Below are 21,819 nucleotides of genomic sequence, written 5' to 3'. Positions count from 1 at the left end.
TAGATCCTTCTATCCAACTTTTTTTATATTTCGTCGATTATTTCTAATAACGTAGTAAACAAGATGGCACTAGATGCCGCACCAGGATCAATATGTCCGATTGAACGTTCACCTAAATAAGAAGCACGTCCTTTTTTCGCGACTAATCCTGCTGTGTGTTCTTTTGCCTGCTCAATTACTTCTTTCGTAAGATTCCCTGCGGTTAGTGCTTCAGCTACAGGGAACCAAACATCTAACATGGTTTTATCTTCTTGTTCCGCTTTTCCTCTTGCTTGGATGCCGTTCGCTCCTTCACGGATGAACTCACCTAATTGTTCTTGTGAATCGATCTGCTCTACTCCTTTTGTTGCTTTCATCAAATTCATAAACGCAGAACCGTAAAGAGGACCCGAGGCGCCTCCTACTTTGGAAATCATTGCCATAGAAAACATCTTGAAGGTATCACTGATAGTGTCAGGTGCCTCCTGTTGAAAAGCTGCTTCATAGGCTGTCACACCTCTTCCCATATTATTCCCATGATCCCCATCGCCAATGGGGGTATCTAAATCACTTAGGTACGCTTTTTTCTCTTTGATCTCTTCAGCAAAGCGGTTAAGCCAAGCTTGGATCTCTTTTACCGTCAACTTCATTTTTTCATCATCCTTTACCATGCAATCGTTTCTACGTGACTTGTTAAAGCTTCTTTCCAAGTGGTTTCTGTTAAGTCAACCATTGTTAATGATAGTCCCTGCATATCCAATGAAGTCATCAAATCACCGACTTTATGGAAAGTAACATCCACCTGTTCTTCATTCAACAACGTTAACACATCATTCATGAATACAAATTGTTCCATCAATGGTGTACCACCCATCCCATTCACTAAGACACCGACTTCTTTTGGTTTTTCAGTATATTCACTCAAAATTTTCGTGACTAACTCTTTCGCTAACAATTTAGAGGGTTGCAGTTTTTCTCGACGATAACCTGGTTCGCCATGAATCCCTACACCGTATTCGATTTCGTCTTCATTTAGGTCAAAGCCAGGCTTCCCTACTTCTGGGACAGTCGCAGCCCGTAATGCGACACCAATTGTTTTGGTCGCAGCAACCACTCGCTCTCCTAATTCCTTCAGTTGAGTCAAGCTCGCGCCATTTTTGGCAGCATCTCCTAAAATCTTATGGACAAGAATAGTCCCCGCTACGCCACGCTTCCCTGCCGTATACGTGCTGTTTTCTACCGCGATGTCATCATCGACCACTACTTCTTCGACGTCAATTTCATCCATAGCAGCTAACTCTTTTGCCATTTCAAAATTCAATATATCTCCAGTATAGTTTTTGATGATCAATAACACACCTTGTCCTTGGTCCGCTTCTTTGATCGCTAGTTGGATTTGATCAGGTGTCGGTGAGGTAAAAACATCCCCCAAAACTGCTGCACTTAACATACCATCTCCAACAAAACCTGCGTGAGCTGGTTCATGTCCACTACCACCTCCAGAAACTAACCCGACTTGTTCGTTCAACTGATTTTTCGCAATTACACGAGAATCTTCTACACGATGTACTAGCTCTGGATAACTCTTTACGATCCCTTCTAGCATTTCTTCTACGATATCCCCAGGTTCGTTCATGATTTTTTTCAATTTACATCCACCCTTTCTTCCCTGCTTGTCGTGCTTCTTCTATGATTTGTTCGATATTGTCGGTTGTCCCTGCTGTAATAGCAGCTGCAAAGGCTCCTTCTACTAAGGGGGCATCCACCAAGTAGTAGTTTTTTTGTTGGGCTTCCTCCAATAAATCTTTTGCCAATTCTGAATTCATCACTGCGCTACCAAGATCAGCAAAGACAAAATAAGCAGCTGAATCGGCTGATTGATTGACGGCATCAACGATCTTCATCGGATCAGAACCGAGTTCTCCCTCTTCGATTCCGCCAAGTGATAATACTTCTACGTCATCGGTTTGTTGCATTTGTTCAATCATCTCTTTGATGCCGTCTGTGACCTTCTTACTATGAGAAAGCAATAAGATACTTTTCTTCAACGAATTCCCCTCCTTCAGTTCAGCACCCTTTTTGTAAGGGTTTTCTTTATACTATATTAAGTATATATCAACTCCTATGGGTAATGGAAATAATGCGATATAATGAACGATAGTTTTTTTATTTATGTGAAGATAAAGATAGGACTAAAAAGAGATATTTGCTATACTTTCCTTAAAGAAAGGAGTGATCAAAATGATCATTACAACAACAAATAGCGTAGAACATCAAGTCATTGAGTCTTATGAGGGAATTGTTTTTGGTGAAGTCATTACGGGAATCAACGTCTTAAAAGATTTAGGTGCAGGGATTCGTAACGTTTTTGGCGGACGCTCAAAAAGTTATGAAGGGGAATTATTGACAGCAAGAGAAGAAGCATTAGCTGAAATGGCGCAACGCGCAGAAGCACTTGGCGCAAATGCGATCATCGGGATGAAGATGGATTATGAAGTCTTAGGTTCAGATAATGGGATGTTGATGGTCACTTGTAGCGGGACGGCTGTTCGATTGGTTTAATAAAATCAAAACAAATAAACGAGTGAAGACCCGCCAAATTTCTAGGGCCTCCACTCGTTTATTACTCACACACGCTTCACAATGACTGGACTTGTCCAATCACCTCATTCGCCTCAACCAGCGGTCTTTTTTCAATGGTTAGACTTTCAACTTTCTCACTATTTGTAAATACAACGATCATATCTGTTTGTTTGCCTGCTTTTTCTAGCATCGCTAAGTCAACAACTGCCAATAATTGACCTCGTTCCACTCGTTGTGCTTGTTTGACATAAAGAGTGAAGGGTTCTCCTTGTAAATCAACCGTGTTGATTCCCATATGCACCAACACTTCAAGCCCATTATCTGTTTCGATCCCCAGTGCATGTTTCGTTGGAAATATACTAGTGATCGTTCCATTGATTGGTGCAAATATTTCTTTTGCTTCCGGCAGGACTGCATAGCCATCACCCATCATTTTTTCTGCAAAAACAGGATCGCCGACTTCAGTGATCGGAATGATTTTACCGAGCGCCGGTGCATAGAGTTCAAATGTTTCCTTACTTGTCTTTGAAGCAGAAACCGGCACATCTTGGTGAGAAATTGATTGAGCGGTCTCTTGCGCTACCTTACTACCTTGTTGGAGTTTCGTCATTTCGTCTGCTACAAATTGGACCTGTGTGCCTACAATGACTTGAATATTTGTTTGATCAATTACTTTTACCCCTGGGACACCAGTTTGTTTAATCGCTTCTTGATTTACTTTTGCTGTGTCTTTTACCTGCAGACGCAAGCGTGTCGTACAATTGTCGATTGCTTTTACATTTTCTTTTCCACCTAGTGCATCATAGATCACCGCAGCTAGTTGGCTAAATTCATTAGTTCCCGTAGCAATATCAGGTGTCTCTTCGCCAATTTCTGTTTCTCTTCCTGGTGTCATCAAATTGAACTTGTTGATGGCAAAGCGGAAGCCAAAATAATAGATAGCTGCAAAAAATACTCCTTGAACGAGCAACATCAATGGTTGATTGGCGACTGGATTCTGCAACGACAAAAAGTAATCCACAAAACCAGCGCTAAAAGCAAAACCAGCTGTCCAATGGAAAAAGGCACTGATTGCTAATGAAATTCCTGTAAAAATGGCATGGATAACATACAACGGCCACGCCACAAACATAAATGAAAATTCTAATGGTTCAGTCACACCTGTAAAGAACGCAGCAAAACCGGCTGCTAGCATCAAAGAAGCGACTTGTTTTTTCTTTTCTGGACGTGCACTTTGATAAATAGCAAAGGCCCCAGCAGGTAAACCGAACATCATGACTGGGAAAAACCCAGCTTGATACATACCGGTTTGCCCAATTATTGCTTTTCCACTATCTAACGCTTGTTGTCCAGCTAAAAAGTTTCCAATATCATTGATACCTGCCACATCGAACCAAAAAACAGAATTCAGTGCATGATGTAAGCCTGTTGGAATCAATAAACGATTGAAGAAACCGTATAGTCCTGCACCGACAAACCCTAATTGAGAAATCCCCTTCCCAAAGGAAACCAGTACATCATAAACAGTTGGCCAAATAAATAATAATATCGCAGAAATAACCAACATGCTCAAGGCAGACATGATCGGAACTAAGCGTTTCCCACTAAAAAATGATAAGGCCATAGGTAATTTCACTTGGCTAAACCGATTATACATCGCAGCAGCGACTAATCCTGCCACGATTCCAACAAATACATTGTTATCCATTGTATTGAAAGCCGGATTGACTTCAGTGAGATCTCCCAGATGCAATAATCCTTGTACTGAATCCGCAGATAAAACGGTTTGAGGGATCAAGTAAGCGACCAATCCTGCCAAAGCAGCTGATCCATCTTTGTCTTTTGACATTCCCAATGCCAAACCCACCGCAAACAATAAGGCAAGATGGTTAAGAATCGCTAGCCCCGCATTCATTAAGAAGGTCGTTCCCGCATTACTGATGCCTACTCCTACGAACCAATTCGCAAGACCAACCAGTAAAGAAGCCGCTGGTAAGACTGCTACTGGCAACATCAATGAGCGACCCATTCGTTGCATATATGCTTTCATTCTTTCCACTCCTATTTTCTCTCCGCTCGTGAAAGAGCGTTTATCGTTATTTTTGTAAATTTTCTAGAAAATATCTAAAAACAATAAAACGAGTATACCATTTATCCAAAAAAATAGGAAGCATTGATTGAATACATTTAAAAAACCAGTAAAAGCAACGAAAACGAACGGAAAAATCTATTATCCGACCATTTATTTTTCAAAATAAATATATACCAATAATCAATCCGTTATTTTCAAACAACAAAAAAAGAGTTTGAGATATCACACTCAAACTCTTTTTTGATACACAGCACCGACAAAAACAACCAGCAAGCACAAGCTACCAATCACTGACAAATAAATTGACCGGCGATCGTCCGTTTTTGGTAATGTCTTCGCGGGTTGTTCTTCCACTACTTTTGTTTCTGTTTTAGTAACTGTCCCCGCTTCTACCGACCGTTTTCCGGCGGAATGTAAGGTCGCCTTGATTCTTTCGATACTGGCAGACAAATCCGCTTTTCTTGCTTCGAAATCGGCCATTGCCGCTTGAGCTTCTGCTGCTTTTTCATGGATTTCCGTACGAGCTGCTTGAATATCCGCTTGTGTCTGATCCACTGACGCAACCGTAGACGTTGCTAAATCTTGCAATTCCGTTTGTACTTCGGTTGTCCGTTGGGTCGCAGATGCTATTTTTTGTTTTGCTAATTCGGCTTTTTCTCGCTCTTCAGCTATTTTCTCAGCTAACTCATCGCGATCACTCACTGCTTGATTTGCTAAATCGTTCACTGTTTGATCGATTTCCTTTTGTTTTTCGATAAGTTGTTGTTTCGCTTGTTCCAACGTATCTTCCAATTCTTTACGTTGTTGCTCCAACTTCTCCCAGCGAGTCGAATCTGATGGATCAGCTTCGTTAGGAGGTGTATGTGACGAGTCTAGTGGCTCCTGACTCTCCTGGATCTGTGACTCACTGGTTTCTGATGGTGGCTGACTTGAATCTGCCCTGACTGTCTGACAAAGAAAGAAACTGCTGGCGATCAGTGCAGCAAAAAGTACTTTTTTCATTTTGTGCATCTCTGCCATCCCCTTTCATTTTCACTAGTTGTTCATTATAGAAAAAAACTGAGGAATCGCCTATAAACAATTGACGTATTCTGTCTAGTTGTATCGATGAAAGGTTGGAGTTTTGTCATTCGTCAGCTCCTATCCTTCAAAAAAATAGCCTAAAAAAGCGCCAAGTTCTAAAAATAGAAAAACGATCATCCAAGCTTACTACTTCCCTTACAAAGCTCGTCGGTCACACCCTCAAGTTCTACCCTTGAGGATAGCATAATTCATCTGGTCTGACGGCTTGGTACAGAGAAAAAGCGCCATCTAAATTTTTCACAGTGAATCCCGCTTGTTTCAAGATTCTTTCTGCTAAGTAGCTACGTAATCCACTATGACAACTGACGATATATTCTTGCTCTTTATCCAATTCGTCCAATCGTTGACGTAATTCAGATAAAGGAATATGAATGGCCTCTGGGAAATAACCATTCTGCCACTCTTCTTTATTCCGAACATCAAGCAATTGTTTCCCATGTGCTAATTCTTCTGGCAATTCATGCCACTGTATCATCTCACTCAATCCTTCGATGACATTCATCGCAATATAGCCTAGCATATTTACTGGATCTTTCGCTGAACCAAAAGGCGGTGCATAAGTCAGTTCTAACTCTGGCAGGTCGAAGACTGTCAAATGCCCTTTAATGGCTGTCGCAAGAATATCGATTCGTTTATCTATCCCTTTTTGACCGATTCCTTGAGCTCCATAGATTTCCCCAGTTTCCGGATGGAAGATCAATTTCAACAACAAGTCCGTTGCACCAGGGTAATAGCCAGCATGATCTTTACCTGAAGCATGGAGGACTTGAAAAGATAAACCTGCTTTTTTTGCTTGTCGTTCAGTGATACCTGTGGAGGCAGCTGTCTGACCAAATGCTCGAACAATAGCCGTTCCAAGGCTGCCTTGATTCAGGCGTGGCCGCCCAGCCATGTTATCAGCAGCTTGTCGTCCTTGTCGATTCGCAGGCGAAGCTAAAGAAATCAATGCAGGTTCCTTCGTGATTTGATGTTTCACGACAATCGCATCTCCTACTGCAAAGATTGCCGAATCACTTGTTTGATAATGCTCATCCACAACGATACCGCCACGTAATCCCAACGTTAAACCTGCCATCTCAGCTAAGCGACTATCTGGTTGGACTCCCACCGAAAGAATCGTCAAATCTGACTCTAACATTTCGCCATTTTCTAGACGAAGCATGTTTCCTTGTTCTTCAAAACTAGTAACAGCACAATTTGTTAAAACTTGAACATCATTATTTTCTAATTCTTTTTGTACAAAAGAAGCCATCTCTTCATCCAACGTCGGTACGACTTGCGGAGTCCGTTCGACGATCGTTACATCCAATCCACGCTTTTTTAGATTTTCTGCTACTTCGATCCCAATAAAACCGGCGCCAATAACTACCACTTTACGAGGTTGTTCCTCTAATTTTTCCATGATAGCATCAACATCTGGAACATTTCTCACAGTAAATACATTTTTTGCCTCAGACAAGCCTGTGATCTCAGGTATAAAGGGTTTAGCTCCTGGAGAAAGCAAAAGGGCATCATACGTTTCTTTGCGGGATTCCTCTCCATGAGAAACTTCCACTTCTTTTGTTTCTGGAAAAATCGCTGTGACTTCATGCTTCACTCGAACGTCCAGACGAAAGCGTGCAGCTAAACTTTCAGGTGTTTGGATCAAGAGCTTTTCTCTTTCATCGATTTCACCAGAAAGATAGTAAGGAAGGCCACAATTAGCAAAAGAAACATTGGGCCCTTTTTCAAAAACAACGATTTCTGCATCTTCTTGCAGTCGTCTTAAACGAGTGGCCGCAGACATCCCTCCAGCAACACCGCCAATTATCACAAATTTCATTTTTTATCTTCCTCCAATCTTTTCCCCAAACCATTGATTCATCCCGCCACGAATATTGATTGCCTGATAACCAAGATTTTTTAATTCTTTCGTCGCTTGCTTACTACGCATTCCTGACTGACAAATAACGTATACTGGTGCTTGTTTATCCCCATTATACGTACTAATACGGTGTAAAGGAATATTTTCCGCTTGCTTAATATGCCCACCTCGGTATTCAGACGGTGTTCTAACATCGATCAATTGGATGTTTTCTTTTAATTTATCTTGCAAATCCTTTACTGTTATTGATTGACTAAGTTGAAATAATCCCATTTTCATTCTCTCCTCTTTTTTTAGAAAAATATACCTACTGGGGTATATTCAACACGATAAATGTGATTATGTCAACCATTAAAACTTTTAATTTCAAAAAGTTGCAGTTTTCATTTGCAAATAATACCTATATAGGGTATTATTTGCAAAAAAAGAGTGGGAGGTTCTATGATGACTATTGACAACAAAACAATTCTAAATCGCTTGAGACGTACAGAAGGACAAATTCGTGGTATCCAAAAAATGATTGACGAGGAAAAAGAGTGCATGGATATCATTACACAATTAAGCGCTGTTCGTTCGAGTATTGATCGTGTCATGGGGATGATCGTTGCCGAAAATTTAAAAAACTGCTTGGAGCATCCAGAAAACAGTGTGGAGGAACAAGCAAAAAAAATGGAACAAGCCATCAATATGATCATCAAAAAATAAACGCAGCAAGTTTCTATCTCACACTACTTAAAACCGAATAAACGGCGGAAACAAATGGAACCTCTTTGAAAAATAAGGCATCATCCACAAAAATTTGAAAAACAATTTTCGTGGATGATGCCTTATTTCTTATAGCTCAATGTTTCGGTAATTTGCCACCACTAAGTTACGTATATTTCCCTTCTACAATTGCTTGGATCGTATCGAGTACAGCCTCTGTATTATTTGATCCGATAATCGTCGTAGCTGCTTCTTTGATCTTGGGCTGTCCATTTTCCATAGCAAAACTGTGCTTGATCTGTTGGATCATTTCAAAGTCATTCCCGCTATCGCCAAACGTAGCAATCTCATCCTCGTTGATTCCCCATTTTTTGCCTAACAAGCGTAACCCGTTTAGTTTGTGGACACCAGGGATGATCAAATCGATATCTCCATGACCACTAGAGACCGGTATCAATCCCTCTCCTAAAGAATGCTTTAAGGCAGTTAGTTTTTCTGCCACTTCTTGCTCATTGAAGGATAAAGCAAACTTGAAAATCGTTTCTTCTCCCTTAGCTAACGTATACAGGTCTTCTACCTTTTCAAGCTTCGGGTAGTAAAAACTTGCACGTTCAAACAATTCCTTAGAAACCGTATTAGAGAGATAGGCACTCTGTTTCCCACATAAGATCAAGTTCATGGGCGCTAACTCTTCCAATACATCTAATGTCTGAACGATTTTTTCAGGACGTAATTCTGCATTGTACACATGGTCTTCACCAATTAAAATATTTGCCCCATTTTCTGCTACGAATGCTATACTTTTATAAAGATCAGGGAAGAATGAACGCAACTGGAAATATTGATTTCCACTTGCTACAACAAACTTTATTTCTTTTTCCTGTAGTAAGTCAAAAAGTTTCTTAAAGCGTTCTTCATTGTATTTCTTTTGATCATTCAAAAATGTACCATCCATATCTACAGCGATCATTTTGATTGTCATTCCATTACCACCTTTCAGAAAAAGTATACCTACTGGGACGCGTCCCAAGTCAAGAGAAAAGGAGGAAAATCCCATCGTTACGATTCGAGAGATCGCAAAAATGTCAGGAGTATCCAAATCTACCGTTTCCAGAGTGATAAATAATGACCGTTACGTATCCGATGATTTACGAAAAAAAGTCCAATCCGTTATTGAAGAGACGAACTATGTGGTGAACGGCAATGCTGTAAAATTGAGTAAAGGAGAAACCTATACTTTAGGTGTTACCTTGCCTAACAACAGTTCTTGTTATAATCAGTTGGTGGACAGTATCTTGTATCAGGCAAAAAGTAAAGGGTATCAAGTATTATTACTTCCTACTTATTATGAAAAGGAGACGGAGAGTCACTATTACACATTACTAGAGCAAAAAATGATCGACGGTCTTATTCTGACGTCACGAACAAAAATTGATGAACTACTTGAACCTCTTCGCTTCAAAGGAAAAATCGTCTCAACTGAAAAGATGGACAATGACGACCTTGCCATGATTTATCCAGATCGAAAAAAAGTGTATGATCAATTGTTTCTTACCCTGCATACCCGTGGTATTTCCAGGGTCATCTTTACTACTAAACGCAGTGCCTCACAAAGCCAGACCACAAAAAACAAATTGACTGCTTATGAAATGTATTTTGGAAAAGCGATTGAAGGAAAAAACTATTTCACTGGTATCGAAACCTATGCAGATGGCTATGCGTTCGCAATAGAGATCACAACTCTCGCCTCTATTCCAGAGGTAATCTATGTCAATGGCGATGATACAGCAGCCGGTGTAATTTCAGGAATGAAACAGGCAGGATTCATTCATAAAAAAGATTTCACTGTCATAGGTGAAGGAAATCTACCATATAGTGAGATATTAGCCTTTTCAACTATTGATTTCTCCCCTAAAAAAATCGGCGCCTCCGCAGTAGATTTTCTCTTATCCCAGAGTGACAGGATCGTGGAAGCAGAAGATCCAGTAATTATTTGGCGATAATGTGAAGTAGCTCCTTCAGAAATAAGCGTGAGACCTCAAAAATTCCAAGAGGAATTTTCTGGGTTTCACGCTTATTTCTCAGGGCTGAACACTTAGGTCACAGCTTTTCTGTATATTAAAATCCAATCCATACTAGAATACATGATAATTATCACAAGAATAGGACAAAAGAGATGTTCTACTAAACAAACAGTCGCTGATTATGTGTATTAAAAACTATGTCGAATCTTTTCCCTTGATAGAGAAATAGCTGTAAGATTGACTGGCTATTTTTCACTCAGATAGATCAATCCGCGCGGAATAGGATCTTTCTTCGTTAACCCTATCCGTTCTCTATAAAAAGAAAAGCTATCTCTCTTGATCATTTCAATGATTTTCTCTTCATTCATTTCTAATTTCAACGATTCGATACATTCCGCCATTTCGTAAAGTATCTGTAGCTGTGCATCGATCCCCAACAGCTCTTGTAATTGTTCAAACACAGGTCCGTCCTTTTGAGAGACGACCTCTAAAAAACGATGATGAAGTTCTTTGTAAAAAGAAGCTAAAAGTGGATAGTTGATGGAAAAACAGTTTTCCATAAATTCTCTATAATGTTTTAAGTATTCTTCACTAGATTGAATATTCGATAAATTCATAAATTACCTCTCCTTCTGATGATTGATAGTAAAACCTAAAATATGTACATATGACTGATTGAATCGATCTTATTTTTTGTGAACTACCTGTTTCTCGAATAGATTATAATAAAATCATATAGTCTTCTCTGTGTAATTTCAACTTCACATATTGCCTAACTCCTTGAAATATTTACTCTTGAATCATTGCTACGTCTATGCTTCGGCATATTACCAGCTATTTTTTTGCATTCAGTTGATTTTTTTTATCTTAAACTAAAAAAAATCAATCTCAGCCAGTTTTGACTTCGATTGATTTTCGATAAATTCTTCACTTAAATTGCAACGGTACTCTTCTCATTCGCTGTTACAACAATAAGATACACCAAACTACCTAGCGCTTCAGTAGTTTACGATACTCCAAAGCATATAAAACAAAGGACTGAGCCAAACTGTAGGTAATGATTGCAAATATCACCATGACCCATCCTTCAGGAATCGTTGGGAAAAGCAATAACAGGATCATCCCTACATAAATCACAGCTGTCGCCCATTTACCATACCACTTTGCTCCATCTAATTTGACCTGTTTACGCAAAGCAACGATCCCAGCAATCAGCATAAATGCTTCTTTCACAATAAATAAAGCTAAAACGAGCCAGATATACGGACGTTCCCATGCCATGGAGATGATTAAGACCAATTGGGTCAACTTATCACCGATTGGATCAAGAACTTTTCCAAGTTCTGTGATCTGATTGAATCTTCGGGCGATATATCCATCTAAAAAGTCTGTGACTCCTGAAAAGAGGATGATCGATCCAGCCAGATAGAAAGCTTGCTTACTCATAAAATACAAATAAAAAGGCAATAAAAGAATTCTTATAATCGATAGTAGATTCGGAATCGTGCGAATTTCTTTTCGCCAATCAGATGCTCCATTCATTACTTAACAACTCCCAAAATGTCATTTCATCTATTTTACCGTACTTTCCACGTGGAACCAATTAATTGTCGGTTTTTTATTGCGAGCTCTTCCAATCCTTCGTATGCCATTGTGAATCTGTTATTATGTTTTTTCGGAGTTTCCATTTCGTGCAGCCTGACGCTGACGGGTTTCTTTTAATAATTTTTTGTGGGCTTTTTTTGAACCTCGTTCGATATCTCGTTCCCATTTTCTCGTTTTAAAATCTGTAAATAGCTGATCGATCTCATAGCCTACAGGATAAAGTTCTTCTGCTCTCATTTTTAAAAGGACACGCTGTCGAAGGACCGTTTCTTTTTGGTTATCGACAAAAATCACGATCGTCTCTTCGCCAGTGTCTTCAAAGACTAATGCTTCTTTTTTGTATTGGGTGGCATATACCCGATCCCCTTTTGAAAATAAAACCTTTTCTTCGTTCTTGACTTCTTGCGTCTTCACTTGTTGTTTGAATAAGCGTTTTTCACTTGAATAGTCTTTCGTAGAAAGATACTGCTGAGCTTGTTGGATCAAGTCCTCTGACATTTGCATTTTTTTAGCGATCCACAATGCTTGGCTTTCCCCTGTTTTTCCTACCTGTAATTGATACTTTGGTTGTAAGGCTTCTCGGTCAAAAGCCATTGCTGCCGGCACAAAATCTTCATGTCGTTCCGCAAACTCTTTGATTTCGCCGTAATGGGTCGTTGCAACCATCAGCGCACCTTTCTCATACATTGCAGACATGATGGCGATTGCTAAAGCTGCCCCTTCCGTTGGTTCTGTTCCACTACCGATCTCATCAAGTAAAACTAGGGTATTTCTACCCACTTTATTCAAAATCTGTGCGATATTTTGCATATGCCCAGAAAAAGTACTCAATGCATCCGCTAAATCTTGTTGATCGCCGACATCGACAAAAACTTCGTCGAATACGGCAAGCTCTGTCCCATCTTTTGCTGGTACTTGCAGACCAAACATTGCCATCAACGTCAGCAATCCGACTGTTTTCAAAACAACTGTTTTCCCACCAGCATTTGCACCTGTGATCACTAATCCACGATATTCTGCACCCAAATCAAAATCTAAGGGCACAGCTTTTTCTGATAACAGTGGATGTCTCGCTTGTTTCAGATGGATGCGTTCTGATTTATTGATGATAGGTGTGATGCCATTGATCTCTCTACTGTATTTCCCACGTGCGAAAATAATATCGAAAACGGTGACCGTTTCGATGATTTGATCGATTGCCTGTTCATTTTCAGCTAATGCCCCAGTCAAACTTGCTAGAATCTGATATTCTTCAGCAATTTCCTCTGCTTTCAATAATTGATGTTGTGCGCTTGCTTTAGCGACTGCTGTTGGTTCGATGAATACCGTCGTACCTTTATTCGACTGTTCAATGATCGTTCCGGCTACTTTATTTTTATAACTCGCTTTGATAGGGATCGTTGCGTGTTCCCCTTTTTGAACGATCATCGCTTCTTGGATCATTTCTTTATTCCCAGGATGACGCAAGAATTTTAGCAAACGATCTTGGATTTCTTTTTCTACCGTTTGGATTTGTTTTCGTACTTTACGTAGATTTTTTGATGCTTCATCTGCGACTTGTTGGTTCTTGATTTGTTCATAAACTAAGTCCTCCACCGCTTGAAGATCCGGTAGATTTTTACTGTACGCATACAGTAATGGCGTTTGATATTGGTTTTTTTCAAAGAAGCGAGTGATCATTCGACTGCTTCTCAAAAAATCAGCGTATTCAATCAATTCAGCGGGGGTTAAGATCAAGCCTTTTTTCACTTGGTCAGTTAATGCCACAATTCGTGTTAGCCCCATAAAGGGCACGTGCTGGCTACTTTCTAAAATCGTACGGGCTTCTTTCGTTTCTGTTTGTCTTGTTTCTACGGTCTGAAGATTTGTCGGGATTGACATTTCTGCCAGACGTTCTTTCGTGTGATCTCCGATTGCTCGGGCAATCACTTCTTTTCTGATTTGTTCAAATTGTAATTGTTTGATTGTATGATTCATATTCTCTCCTTTTCTTGAAGAGATACCTGTCCCCAAAATAAATAAAGACCTAAAATAGAATAAAAGGGCAGGACACAGCTAAAATAAGACATGTCCTCCCCTTGATTTGATTACAAGAAATGTTTCAGACAGGTACCATCTATAAGCACACCAAATAAGCCTACTGCTTTATTGGTTATTCAACTTACTCGATTAGATACCTACTACACTCATCAAAATACCTCGTTCATCTAGGTTTTATTTATTTTTCTTTTTTACTATAGCAAGCGGTTGCCAGAATGTCAAACAGATACTGAACGAGTCTGAATGGTATTATTTTAATAATATTTCAAAATTGTCACGTTTTTCGATTTTCAAACACTGTATCAATCGGCGATAATTGGATATATCAAGAAACATAAAAGGATGGATATGATGAAAAAATTGATTGGAGCAATTGCTCTCTTATTGTTATTGTTTGGTGGCTACAAAGGTTATCAATATTATGATCAGACCTACAATAGCCAAGTTGCCTACGCAAAAGTACCGGAAAAGGTTCCACCTTTGAAAGATGCACGAAATGATAGCGGCGAAAAAATGTGGGATTGGAAAGCGTATGACTATGAATTATCCTTTGTTACTAAGGATGGCAAAACAATCAAATTGCCTTATACGATTGCTTCAGAAAATCCAACACCGTTAGAACCTAATAGTTATGTCAAAGCAGAGGTCAGCCAAAAACGAGTAACCTCTGGGCCAACGACGATCAATGAAAATCAAGTACCAAATAATGTTCTAACTGCTTTAAATTAACAAAAAACAACTGCGATCTGAGGTCGGGACAGAAGTGTTCAGCCTCGAGAAATAAGGCGCCATCCACGAAAATTGTTTTTCAAATTTTTGTGGATGGCGCCTTATTTTTCGAAGAGGTTACTTCTGTTCCCGCCGTTTATTCGGTTATAGGTGGGGGGAGAACTAATGTCTCACTCCCTTCGCAGTTGTTTTTTTTATGTATCGCCCACGTCCTCAACGTTGTTTGCGAATGGCGATTGGCGTATCCCCAAAATATTCTCGATATTTTTTGTAAAAATGTGTCTTATTGGAAAAACCTACATTGGCCGCAATCTCCTCAATCGAGAAGCGGGTAGCTAAAATTAGATCCTGTGCTTCATGTAAGCGTTGGTTCGTAATCAATTGTTTGAAGGATTTCCCAGTCTGTTGTTTGATCAAATTAGACAGATAATTTGGATTATACCCTAACTCATCTGCCAATGTTTTTAGGTTCAATGTTCGATAGTCACTTTCGATCCGTTGCAGAATTTTGATCATTAAGTTGCTTTGTCCATCTTTTTTGTATATTTTTGCTAATTGGGAGTGATAGACTCTAGAAAGCTGTAAAAATAACACTTGTGAAAAAGCATTCATGATTTCATTTCCTAGATGTTTTTTTGAAAAATATTCGAGGATCATTTGATCCAAGGTGACTTGGATCTCTGGTTGTTTTGATAAGTTTAACAAAAGATGGGTCTCATTATAGCCAGGTTCTAAAATGGCGTTCATTAAAAAATTATAGGTCAATCCCCCACTGCGATGATCGATTTTTTTCAGAAGATTGATATTGATATCATTCGTTTTGAATAAGAAATTCAGCAAAATATCATGTTCACCCAAAGGCATCAGTTCATGGCGACTATTTGTATCTAAAAGTAATAATTGTCCTTCTTTCAAAGTGATTGGCAGACCGTTGACGATCTGTTCTGAAGTACCGCAATACATATAATTGAATTCTAAAAAATGGTGGGAATGTAGTGGATAATGAGCGAAGCGTCGATGTTGGCGAATCAAAATATTATTTTCTTGAAAAAGATGGTGATCGTCTAATTTGAATTGCTGGTCTTGTTCGTCTAAGTTTTCTCCTTCAAATTCCTTGATCCATTGCCCCGTCTTTCGCTGTTCTAACTCTTCGGGTGTATACGGCAGAAAGATCTTTTGTACAAACGGATTCATCGTTTTACTCCCCCTTGATATGTAAATTTGACACCAATATAGTAACATACTGACATTGTTGTGAAAAGGGTTACAAGATATGATGAGTGCAACAAATACATCTTCATCTGGAGGAACAAGCTATGAGAAAGACTTGGTTGATGAAACTGTCGCTGTTATCCATTTCCTTAGTTTTAACGTCAAATACTGCTATCGCATCCGCTTTACCGATGATGTTAGGCTACTTCAATGATCAATCGGCTTCATCCGTCGAACTACTGATGACCATTCCTCAACTAACTGTTGTGATTTTTATTGCTTTGAGTAGTTTGATTGCCAAAGCCATCGGACAGAAACAAACTGTCTTACTTGGGTTGTTGCTTGCTGGAGTTGCTGGCGTGTTACCTGTCTTCACTGCCAACTTCTATTTATTGATGATCTCCCGCGCAGCATTAGGTGCGGGCTTTGGTCTCTTCAACTCGTTGGCAGTCAGTATGATCAGCGAATTTTTTGAAGGCGAAGAAGCTGCCACCTTGATTGGCTTCCAATCCGCCTTTCAAGGTTTAGGAGCTGCAGTCATGACCTTCACTGCCGGACGTCTCCTCACTTTTGGCTGGCAAAAAGCATTCTTAGTTTACTTGATCACCATTCCGATCATTTTCTTATTTATGGCTTTCGTCCCTGAACCGCCAAAGAAAAAACAAAACTCCACCTTTAAAAAAGAAACAGCACAAAAAGGAACACTCCGTCCGACTACTCTCATGTATGGCATTTTGATCTTCTTTCTCTGTATTTTCTACATGATCGTTGTCGTTAAGCTTTCGACCTTCATCGTGACTGAAAATCTAGGAACAGAATCAGATGCCGGAACGCTTCTTTCTTTTATGCAGATTGCTAACATGGTTGCTGGTTTCTTATTCGGGTTGATTTACAAAGGATTGAAACGATGGACGTTGCCTATTTCTTTTTTCATCATGGCAGCAAGCTTATTCCTCATCTTGACAGCCAATCATTTATTTATGATCGGTGTTGGGGCTGCACTGAACGGTATCGCCTTTGCTCTGTTCGTTCCCTACATCTTCAATGATGCTACTCGTTCAGTTCCGCAAGTAGCAAAAGCAAGCACCACTTCCTTTATTCTCGTTCTAGCAAATATCGGTAACTTTGTTTCACCCTATGGACATCGACTTTTAGAAAGATTCGGTATCGGTTCTGATGCTTTACAAAATATTTTTATCAATGGCTGCATTTTGATGACCGTTTTAGGTATTCTTTTTCTTCTCCTTACTTTTAAAAAGAAGCCACTCCCAAATGAAGTCTAGTTTTCATTGATTCAAGTAAAAACAAATTGGAGGAATTTTGATGAATTATCTTGCTATCGATATTGGCGCTTCAAGTGGTCGTTTGATCCATGCCAATCTTAATGAATTAGGCCGTTTTGACTTACAGGAAGTCCATCGCTTCAAAAATGGATTTGAAAAAATCGATGGTGTCGCAAAGTGGCCGCTCACACATCTAGTCACTGAAATCTTAAAAGGTTTGGAAAAAGCCAAGCAACAAGGTATCGCAGAATGTTATGTCGGCATCGATACTTGGGGTGTCGATTATGGCTTGCTTGATGTTGATGGTCATTTGATCGACGCCCCGACGAGCTATCGTGATGAGCGAACGAAAGAAGCCATCCCACAATTTGAACAAAACATGCCACTAGATGAACTTTACCAAAAAACAGGTATCCAAATGCAACCATTCAACACGATGTTTCAATTACTTGTTGAAGAAAAAGAAACGTTAATAAATGCCCATCGTTTGTTATTGATGCCTGATCTACTCGGTTACCTCTTCACTGGAGAAGCAGTCACCGAAAAGACTAATGCGTCTACTATGCAGCTTCTGAACTTAGAAACTCGGAAATGGGACTCAGATATTTTAGCTGTTCTAGGCATCGACGCTTCGCTTTTCCCACGAATCACCGAGCCTGGACAGATTCTAGGCGAATTACAAACTGCCCAATTTCCGACATATGATCTGCCAAAAGCGACCTTTATCACGATTGCTTCTCACGACACTGCTTCAGCAGTTGTCGGCACACCCGCGACTGGCAAAGATTGGGCATACATCAGTTCAGGCACTTGGTCGTTGATGGGTGTAGAGATTCCTGAAGGCATTTCAACAAAAGAAGCATTTGAAGCTAACTTTACAAATGAATGGGGTGTGCAAGGAACCATTCGCTTCTTAAAAAATATCATGGGTATGTGGTTGATCCAAGAAGTTGCTCGTTTGCAAGATGGTGCCTATAGTTTTGCTGAATTGGCAGAACTGGCAGAACAGGAAGCGCCTTTCCAACAATTGATCAATGTCAACGACCCACGTTTCTTGAATCCCCAAAATATGATTCAAGAATTACAAGATTATTGTAAAGAAACAAACCAATCTATCCCTCAAACCCCTGGTCAGCTGGCTCGCTGTATCTATGACAATTTAGCTCTATGCTACGCTGTCGAACTAGAGAACTTAGCACGGATCACCGGAATAGAATTTCATCATTTACACATCGTCGGTGGGGGTTCAAATAATACCTTCCTTAATCAGCTGACAGCCGATATTTGCAATATCGAAGTCGAAGCAGGACCAGATGAAGCGACCGCTATTGGCAATCTAATGGTCCAAATGATTGCAACGAACGGCTACGGTACGTTGCAACTGGCGCGTGAAGCGATCAGAGATTCTGTTTCATTAGCCACTTTTCACCCTCGACATACCGAGGAAATGACACAAGCACTTGCTAGATATAAAGAATTTTTAATATAAAAGGAGAGATTCAATATGATGAATGTCAAAGAACGTTATGAAGAAGCCAAAGCAAAATATGCGAGTATCGGTGTCGATACTGAGGAGGTCTTGCAGAAACTCGCAGAAGTGAAGATTTCGATGCACTGTTGGCAAGGCGATGATGTCAAAGGTTTCTTGACACCAGATGGAGAATTAACAGGTGGCATCATGGCTACAGGAAACTATCCTGGAGCCGCACATACGCCGGACCAATTACGCCAAGATTTAGAAAAAGCTTTCTCATTGATTCCTGGGAATCATAAATTGAATTTACATGCCATGTATCTAGATACAGACGAACCGGTCGATTTAAATGAGATCGAACCAAAACATTTCGAGAAATGGGTCGCATGGGCAAAAGAACAAGGCATCGGTCTTGATTTCAATCCAACCTTCTTCTCTCACCCAATGATGAAAGATGGCTTGACACTTGCTCATCCAGACAAAGAAGTACGGGATTACTGGATCGAACATGGGAAACGCGCTCGTAAAATCGCCGAGTATATGGGAAAAGAAATCGGACAAACATGTATCGATAATTTTTGGATGCCTGATGGAATGAAAGACAATCCAATCGACCGCCTATCTCCACGCCAACGGTTGATGGAATCTTTAGATGAGATTTTCTCAGAAGAACTCAACGAAGAATATACACAAGATGCCGTAGAATCCAAACTATTTGGACTTGGTGCCGAAGCTTACACAGTAGGTTCACACGAATTTTATATGGGCTATGGATTGACACGTAACAAATTGATCTGCCTAGACGCAGGACACTTCCATCCAACTGAAGTCATCTCCAATAAACTTTCGTCTTTAGCCTTATTCTCAAAAGGGATCATGCTCCACGTCTCTCGTCCTGTGCGTTGGGATTCAGACCATGTTGTGATCATGGATGATGAATTACAAGAAATCGGCAAAGAATTAGTCCGCAATCATTTACTTGAAAAAACAGCGATCGGACTCGATTTCTTTGACGCAACCATCAACCGGATCGCCGCATGGGCAATCGGCACAAGAAATACGCAAAAGGCATTGTTAAAAGCCATGCTTGAACCAATCGAAGAATTAAAACAAGCCGAACTAAACTTCGACTTCACCAAACGCTTAGCCTTCACTGAAGAATTAAAAGACTTCCCATACGCCGACGTTTGGAATTACTTCTGTGAAATCAACAACGTCCCAGTAGGCATGGACTGGTACCAAGAAGTCCTACAATACGAAAAAGACGTACAAAGTAAGAGGTTGTGAGAAAGCCGTTTAGCTCCGAGTATTAAGACGGAAATCGAGAAAATAGTTCCTCATATTTTTTCGATTTTTGACTTAATATTGAAGGAGCTGGCTTTCGAACACCGTTTATCACAGGTTGTGAAAGAAGCGCTCTGACCTGAGCAGTAAAATAGAAAATCGAAAATGGCTGGTTCATTTTTGATTTTTCTGGCTTATGACCGAAGTGTTGCTTCATGAACACTATCTATCAAGTTGTAAAAAAAGCCCTTCACCTATCAACAGAAGCCTTCGAGAATCCGTCTAACTGATTTTGAGGTTCTTTCTGTTGATTTACAAAATAACCACATACTACATGTTCTTTCTATTCATCAGAAAAAGAAAAGAGGTCTCACTCGTGAAAAAATCAGCGATGCTCACTGCTCCATTTGTACAAGAGATGATTCAAGCAACAACCAATATGTACCGCCTAGGATGGGATGAACGTAATGGTGGGAATATCACCTACTTATTAGAAGAAGCACAAGTCTTACCTTTTATCGACCCTACGAAAGTTTTACGAACACTGCCGTTGCCATTTGATGCCCAACAATTAGCCGGAAGGTATTTCTTAGTGACAGGGTCTGGAAAATATTTTAAAAATGTACAGGCAGAGCCAGAAGAAAATCTTGGATTGATCCGTGTGACCGGAGATGGTCATGCGATCGACATTTTATGGGGATTAAGCCCTGATGCTGTTCCGACTTCTGAGTTACCAAGTCATTTCATGAGCCATATCGCTCGATTAAGTGTCGATCCAGATAACCGCATCGTCATGCATTGTCACGCAACACACTTGTTAGCCATGACTTTTAGCCATCCACTTTCTGAACGCGAATTGACTCGTACATTATGGCAAATGTGTACAGAGTGCTTAGTTGTCTTTCCAGAAGGTATCTCGGTCATTCCATGGTTAGTTCCCGGTTCGAATGAAATCGGCGAAGCAACTGCCGCAAAAATGAAAGAAACCCGTTTAGTCGTTTGGCCACAACATGGAATCTATGGTTCTGGAAAAGATATGGATGAAACATTTGGTTTGATCGAAACAGCTGAAAAAGCTGCCCAAGTCTATACGATCGTCATGGCCCAAGGTGGAATCAAACAAACGTTAGAAGATGACAATTTGAAATTACTGGCTGATGCGTTTAGGGTTGTCCCACGTGCTGGCTATTTGAACGATTAACAATCGTGAGGTGCAAAATGAAATCCAATGTCGAAAAAATGATTGCTGGTGAGGTCTATCGTCAAGATGAAGAATTATTGCAGCTTCGTTTGGTCACGAGAGATCTCCTTTATGAATTCAATCATATCCATCCTCGAAAATTATCTGAGCGTCAGCAATTGATCAAAAAAATGTTCAAGCAAACTGGGGACAAACTCTTTGTTGAACAACCCTTTCATTGCGACTATGGAATCAACATCACCGTTGGAGAAAACTTTTTAGCCAATAATAATTGCACGTTACTTGATGTTGCTCCGATCACGATTGGTAAGGATGTCTTACTTGCTCCAAATGTGGGGATCTACACAGCCGGCCATGCCTTAGATCCTGTTTTACGTCAAGAGTACCAAGCAGAATTTGGGGCGCCTGTTACGATCGGCGACAACGTCTGGATCGGTGCAAATACATCCATACTGCCCGGGGTGACAATCGGTGATCATGTAGTGATTGGAGCTGGAAGTGTCGTCACGAAGGATATCCCAGCTAATTCTTTAGCAGTAGGAAATCCTTGTCATGTGGTGCGAACATTCAATAAAAAGGATCGCACCTATTATTTCAAAAAACTGCGTTATCCATCAGAATATATAATTTCTGAAACCGACCTACCTAAAGGAGAGTAAAT

21 protein-coding genes are annotated in these 21,819 nt (G+C 40.1%); 9 read left to right on the top strand and 12 right to left on the bottom strand.

Annotated features, from left to right (window positions below; all coding sequences use genetic code 11):
* Window positions 1-23: 23 nt before the first annotated feature.
* From dhaL to dhaM, 3 genes are read right to left on the bottom strand one after another with little or no spacing between them, the layout of a single operon-like run.
* The gene (gene dhaL, locus HZ311_RS09825) at window positions 24-629 is read right to left on the bottom strand and encodes a dihydroxyacetone kinase subunit DhaL (protein WP_010736395.1); all 606 of its coding nucleotides are present in this window, start codon (window positions 627-629) and stop codon (window positions 24-26) included.
* Window positions 630-643: 14 nt separating this feature from the next.
* On the bottom strand, window positions 644-1,627 hold the full coding sequence (gene dhaK / locus HZ311_RS09820) for a dihydroxyacetone kinase subunit DhaK (RefSeq protein ID WP_010736396.1): 984 nt from the start codon (window positions 1,625-1,627) through the stop codon (window positions 644-646).
* Window position 1,628: 1 nt separating this feature from the next.
* Window positions 1,629-2,027: a dihydroxyacetone kinase phosphoryl donor subunit DhaM gene (dhaM, locus tag HZ311_RS09815; RefSeq protein WP_010736397.1), complete on the bottom strand. Its 399-nt coding sequence runs from the start codon at window positions 2,025-2,027 to the stop codon at window positions 1,629-1,631.
* A gap of 193 nt (window positions 2,028-2,220) precedes the next feature.
* On the opposite strand from dhaM, the gene HZ311_RS09810 reads away from it, so the two are divergent.
* Window positions 2,221-2,541, top strand: a complete 321-nt coding sequence (locus HZ311_RS09810) for a heavy metal-binding domain-containing protein (protein ID WP_010736398.1) — start codon at window positions 2,221-2,223, stop codon at window positions 2,539-2,541.
* Window positions 2,542-2,617: 76 nt separating this feature from the next.
* Here the strand turns inward: HZ311_RS09810 and nagE are convergent, their stop codons facing one another.
* From nagE to HZ311_RS09790, 4 genes are all read right to left on the bottom strand, one after another.
* Window positions 2,618-4,612: an N-acetylglucosamine-specific PTS transporter subunit IIBC gene (gene nagE / locus HZ311_RS09805; RefSeq protein ID WP_023519057.1), complete on the bottom strand. Its 1,995-nt coding sequence runs from the start codon at window positions 4,610-4,612 to the stop codon at window positions 2,618-2,620.
* Between the two features lie 270 nt (window positions 4,613-4,882).
* Window positions 4,883-5,665 carry an LPXTG family cell surface protein Fms3 gene (locus HZ311_RS09800; protein WP_023519056.1) on the bottom strand — a complete coding sequence of 261 codons (783 nt, stop codon included), beginning with the start codon at window positions 5,663-5,665 and terminating at the stop codon, window positions 4,883-4,885.
* A 238-nt stretch (window positions 5,666-5,903) separates the two neighbouring features.
* A complete protein-coding gene (locus tag HZ311_RS09795; protein ID WP_023519055.1) occupies window positions 5,904-7,559 on the bottom strand; it encodes an FAD-dependent oxidoreductase in 1,656 nt (551 codons plus the stop codon).
* Window positions 7,560-7,562: 3 nt separating this feature from the next.
* A complete protein-coding gene (locus HZ311_RS09790) occupies window positions 7,563-7,874 on the bottom strand; it encodes a rhodanese-like domain-containing protein (RefSeq protein ID WP_010736402.1) in 312 nt (103 codons plus the stop codon).
* A gap of 171 nt (window positions 7,875-8,045) precedes the next feature.
* Here HZ311_RS09790 and HZ311_RS09785 point away from each other — a divergent pair, with 171 nt between their 5' ends.
* The gene (locus HZ311_RS09785) at window positions 8,046-8,306 is read left to right on the top strand and encodes a metal-sensitive transcriptional regulator (RefSeq protein ID WP_010736403.1); all 261 of its coding nucleotides are present in this window, start codon (window positions 8,046-8,048) and stop codon (window positions 8,304-8,306) included.
* 166 nt (window positions 8,307-8,472) lie between these two features.
* On the opposite strand, the gene HZ311_RS09780 is transcribed toward HZ311_RS09785, so the two are convergent.
* Window positions 8,473-9,288: a Cof-type HAD-IIB family hydrolase gene (locus tag HZ311_RS09780; protein ID WP_023519054.1), complete on the bottom strand. Its 816-nt coding sequence runs from the start codon at window positions 9,286-9,288 to the stop codon at window positions 8,473-8,475.
* 73 nt (window positions 9,289-9,361) lie between these two features.
* Between HZ311_RS09780 and HZ311_RS09775 the strand changes: the two genes are divergently transcribed.
* The gene (locus HZ311_RS09775) at window positions 9,362-10,309 is read left to right on the top strand and encodes a LacI family DNA-binding transcriptional regulator (protein WP_041684367.1); all 948 of its coding nucleotides are present in this window, start codon (window positions 9,362-9,364) and stop codon (window positions 10,307-10,309) included.
* A gap of 266 nt (window positions 10,310-10,575) precedes the next feature.
* Here HZ311_RS09775 and HZ311_RS09770 read toward each other — a convergent pair whose 3' ends face one another.
* From HZ311_RS09770 to HZ311_RS09760, 3 genes are all read right to left on the bottom strand, one after another.
* Window positions 10,576-10,947 (bottom strand): DUF7006 family protein, encoded by a 372-nt coding sequence (locus HZ311_RS09770; RefSeq protein ID WP_019723867.1) that lies wholly within the window; start codon window positions 10,945-10,947, stop codon window positions 10,576-10,578.
* A gap of 373 nt (window positions 10,948-11,320) precedes the next feature.
* Complete coding sequence (locus HZ311_RS09765) at window positions 11,321-11,872, bottom strand: CDP-alcohol phosphatidyltransferase family protein (RefSeq protein WP_010736407.1); 552 nt, start codon at window positions 11,870-11,872, stop codon at window positions 11,321-11,323.
* 123 nt (window positions 11,873-11,995) lie between these two features.
* Window positions 11,996-13,912: an endonuclease MutS2 gene (locus HZ311_RS09760; RefSeq protein WP_178946646.1), complete on the bottom strand. Its 1,917-nt coding sequence runs from the start codon at window positions 13,910-13,912 to the stop codon at window positions 11,996-11,998.
* Between the two features lie 414 nt (window positions 13,913-14,326).
* On the opposite strand from HZ311_RS09760, the gene HZ311_RS09755 reads away from it, so the two are divergent.
* A complete protein-coding gene (locus HZ311_RS09755) occupies window positions 14,327-14,704 on the top strand; it encodes a DUF1093 domain-containing protein (RefSeq protein WP_023519051.1) in 378 nt (125 codons plus the stop codon).
* A gap of 213 nt (window positions 14,705-14,917) precedes the next feature.
* On the opposite strand, the gene HZ311_RS09750 is transcribed toward HZ311_RS09755, so the two are convergent.
* The gene (locus HZ311_RS09750; RefSeq protein WP_023519050.1) at window positions 14,918-15,898 is read right to left on the bottom strand and encodes an AraC family transcriptional regulator; all 981 of its coding nucleotides are present in this window, start codon (window positions 15,896-15,898) and stop codon (window positions 14,918-14,920) included.
* Window positions 15,899-16,020: 122 nt separating this feature from the next.
* Between HZ311_RS09750 and HZ311_RS09745 the strand changes: the two genes are divergently transcribed.
* The 5 genes from HZ311_RS09745 to HZ311_RS09725 all read left to right on the top strand — a co-directional run bounded on the left by HZ311_RS09745 (window position 16,021) and on the right by HZ311_RS09725 (window position 21,817).
* A complete protein-coding gene (locus HZ311_RS09745; protein WP_023519049.1) occupies window positions 16,021-17,199 on the top strand; it encodes an MFS transporter in 1,179 nt (392 codons plus the stop codon).
* Between the two features lie 40 nt (window positions 17,200-17,239).
* Window positions 17,240-18,688: a rhamnulokinase gene (rhaB, locus tag HZ311_RS09740; protein ID WP_178946645.1), complete on the top strand. Its 1,449-nt coding sequence runs from the start codon at window positions 17,240-17,242 to the stop codon at window positions 18,686-18,688.
* 15 nt (window positions 18,689-18,703) lie between these two features.
* Entirely contained in the window at window positions 18,704-19,960 is a 1,257-nt protein-coding gene (rhaA, locus tag HZ311_RS09735) for an L-rhamnose isomerase (protein ID WP_023519047.1), read from the top strand.
* Window positions 19,961-20,333: 373 nt separating this feature from the next.
* A complete protein-coding gene (gene rhaD, locus HZ311_RS09730) occupies window positions 20,334-21,158 on the top strand; it encodes a rhamnulose-1-phosphate aldolase (RefSeq protein WP_023519046.1) in 825 nt (274 codons plus the stop codon).
* 17 nt (window positions 21,159-21,175) lie between these two features.
* Window positions 21,176-21,817 carry a sugar O-acetyltransferase gene (locus tag HZ311_RS09725; RefSeq protein WP_062805746.1) on the top strand — a complete coding sequence of 214 codons (642 nt, stop codon included), beginning with the start codon at window positions 21,176-21,178 and terminating at the stop codon, window positions 21,815-21,817.
* Window positions 21,818-21,819: the final 2 nt, after the last annotated feature.

Source organism: Enterococcus mundtii, from assembly GCF_013394305.1.
In the GTDB taxonomy this organism is placed as follows: domain Bacteria; phylum Bacillota; class Bacilli; order Lactobacillales; family Enterococcaceae; genus Enterococcus_B; species Enterococcus_B pernyi.
This window is presented reverse-complemented; position numbering and strand designations above follow the sequence as displayed.